General features: G+C 63.3%; 4 protein-coding genes. All 4 read left to right on the forward strand.

The features are described 5' to 3' along the window. The coding region (locus tag WAN02_RS03245; RefSeq protein ID WP_422262750.1) for a 4Fe-4S dicluster domain-containing protein at window positions 1-333 on the forward strand (333 nt) is incomplete at its 5' end. Continuing rightward, on the forward strand, window positions 326-1,183 hold the full coding sequence (locus WAN02_RS03250; RefSeq protein WP_422262751.1) for an FAD/NAD(P)-binding protein: 858 nt from the start codon (window positions 326-328) through the stop codon (window positions 1,181-1,183). The genes WAN02_RS03245 and WAN02_RS03250, both read left to right, overlap by 8 nt. Next, complete coding sequence (locus tag WAN02_RS03255) at window positions 1,184-1,942, forward strand: oxidoreductase (protein WP_422262752.1); 759 nt, start codon at window positions 1,184-1,186, stop codon at window positions 1,940-1,942. Next, the coding region (locus WAN02_RS03260; RefSeq protein WP_422262753.1) for a nickel-dependent hydrogenase large subunit at window positions 1,939-2,548 on the forward strand (610 nt) is incomplete at its 3' end. The genes WAN02_RS03255 and WAN02_RS03260, both read left to right, overlap by 4 nt.

Below are 2,548 nucleotides of genomic sequence, written 5' to 3' on the forward strand. Positions count from 1 at the left end.
AGTCGCTGCCTGACCTGCGGCAACTGCACGATGGTATGCCCCACGTGCTTCTGCACTAGTACCGAAGACATCAGTGACCTGACCGGTGATCACGCCGAACGTTGGCGGCATTGGGCGTCGTGTTTCGAGTTCGATTTCACCTACGTCCATGGTGGCGGCAGCGTTCGCCAGTCCGGCGCATCGCGTTACCGGCATTGGCTCACTCACAAATTGGGTACCTGGCACGACCAGTTCGACATGTCGGGCTGTGTCGGATGTGGGCGATGCATCGCCTGGTGTCCCACCGGTATTGACATCACCGAAGAGATGAACGAGATGGCCGACGATGACTGACGGGGCGACCAGCGTTGCGCCGTCCGCATCCGCGATGGTGCCTGTGCCGTTTTGCGTGCGTAGTCGCGTCGTGGAGAGCCCGGATTCAGCGACGTTGTGCCTGGAGCCGGTCGGCGAGGCATTGCGGTCACCGGAACCGGGCGAATTCATGATGCTCTACGCGTTCGGTGTCGGCGAGGTAGCAATCTCGATCAGCGGTGATCCCACCGTCGCCGACGGCTCGATCACACACACCATCCGAGCGGTCGGCGCGGTGAGCCGAGCCCTACGCGACGCCCAACCGGGCACTGTCGTCGGCGTGCGGGGTCCATTCGGCACCACCTGGGGTTTGGCCGAGGCCACTGGCCGGGATTTAGTTATGGTCGCCGGCGGCGTTGGCTTGTGCCCGCTGCGTCCCGCGGTGCTCGGCGCGCTGGCACAGCGGACACGCTACGGCAAGTTGACGCTCGTCGCGGGTGCGCGGTCACGGGCTGACTTCGTGTTCGCCGCTCAACTCGAGAAGTGGGCTAAGGAACTGCAGATCGAATTGCTTCTGATCGTTGACGCGCCGACACCAGGCTGGAGCGGTGAAGTCGGATTGGTTACTGCGCCGTTGAGCCGTCTGGCGTTGAAGGCCGATCGCACCACCGCATTTCTGTGCGGCCCGGAGCCGATGTTGCGCTTCGGCGCCGAAGCTCTTATGGCTAAAGGCGTTGCTGCCCATGATATTCGGGTGTCACTGGAGCGGAACATGCAGTGCGGGATCGGCTGGTGCGGGCACTGCCAGCTGGGTCCGCTGCTGCTGTGCCGCGATGGGCCTGTCGTGGGTTACGACGTAGCGGGGCCGCTGCTGCAGGTGAGGGAGCTTTAGATGAGCCGACCCACCCTGGCCGTGTGGAAGTTCGCGTCCTGCGACGGTTGTCAGCTGACACTGCTGGACTGTGAGGACGAATTGCTCACGCTCGCAGACAAAGTGGAGATCGCGACGTTCGCCGAGGCGTCCAGCGCAATGGTCGGCGGCCCGTACGACGTGTCGCTGGTCGAGGGTTCGATCACCACCCTGCGCGACGAGCAACGCATCCGCGACATCCGAGACCAGTCGAGGCTGGTTGTCACTATCGGTGCCTGCGCGTCGGCCGGGGGAGTGCAGGCGCTGCGCAACTTCGCCGACATCGCCGAGTTCACCTCGCTGGTCTACGCCAATCCGGAATACATCGACACGTTGGCGACCTCCACGCCGGCATCGGACCACGTCAAGGTCGATTATCAATTGCAGGGCTGCCCGATCGACCGCGGGCAGCTGCTCGACACCCTTGCGGCGCTGCTGATCGGGCGCAAACCGCGGTTGCCGGCCAAGACGGTGTGCACGGAGTGCAAACTCCGCGGGGTCACGTGCGTCATCGTCGCCGACGGCACCCCATGTCTTGGCCCGGTTACTCACGCCGGCTGCGGAGCGCTATGTCCCAGGCATCGGCGTGGCTGCTACGGCTGTTTCGGTCCGTCAGCGGTACCGCAAACCGCGACTTTGATCCCGCTCTTGCGCCGTGACGGGATGTCCGACGGCGACGTTGACCGGGTGTTCTCGACGTTCAACGTCGCCAACTTCACTGCCGAGCGGAGCAAGCAGTGACCCCGGTGACCCGCACGCTGAGCGTCGGCCCACTGACGCGGGTGGAAGGCGAAGGCGCCCTGCACGTTACGCTGAGAGACGGTGCGCTGGACAGCGTTGAGCTCAACATCTACGAGCCGCCAAGGTTTTTCGAAGCGTTCCTGCGCGGACGCGCGTACACCGAGCCGCCGGACCTGACCGCGCGTGTCTGCGGAATCTGCCCGGTCGCCTACCAGATCAGTGCCTGCAACGCGATCGAAGACGCCTGCGGTGTCCAAGTCGATGAGGATCTCGTTGCGCTTCGACGGTTACTGTATTGCGGCGAATGGATCAACAGTCACGCTTTGCATATCTACCTTTTGCACGCGCCGGATTTCCTTGGGTATTCGGACATTGTCGGTATGGCGCGCAACCATGCCGCGGCGGTTGAGCGTGGACTGGCACTGAAGAAGGCTGGTAACCAGCTGATGGAGTTCGTCGGCGGGCGGGCGATACATCCCATTAATATTCGGCTGGGCGGATTCTATTCTGTTCCAACCCGATTGGAGTTCAGACCGATCGCCGAGCAGTTACGTCAAGCGCTGGACAACGCGTTGGCAACGGTCGAGTGGGTGTCTGGGTTCGAGT

This window comes from Mycobacterium sp. (assembly GCF_049281135.1).
In the GTDB taxonomy this organism is placed as follows: Bacteria; Actinomycetota; Actinomycetes; order Mycobacteriales; family Mycobacteriaceae; genus Mycobacterium.

Coding starts and splice junctions, on each gene's coding strand:
- WAN02_RS03250 (WP_422262751.1), top strand. CDS start 326: ATGACTGACGGGGCGACCAGCGTTGCGCCGTCCGCATCCGCGATGGTG.
- WAN02_RS03255 (WP_422262752.1), top strand. CDS start 1,184: ATGAGCCGACCCACCCTGGCCGTGTGGAAGTTCGCGTCCTGCGACGGT.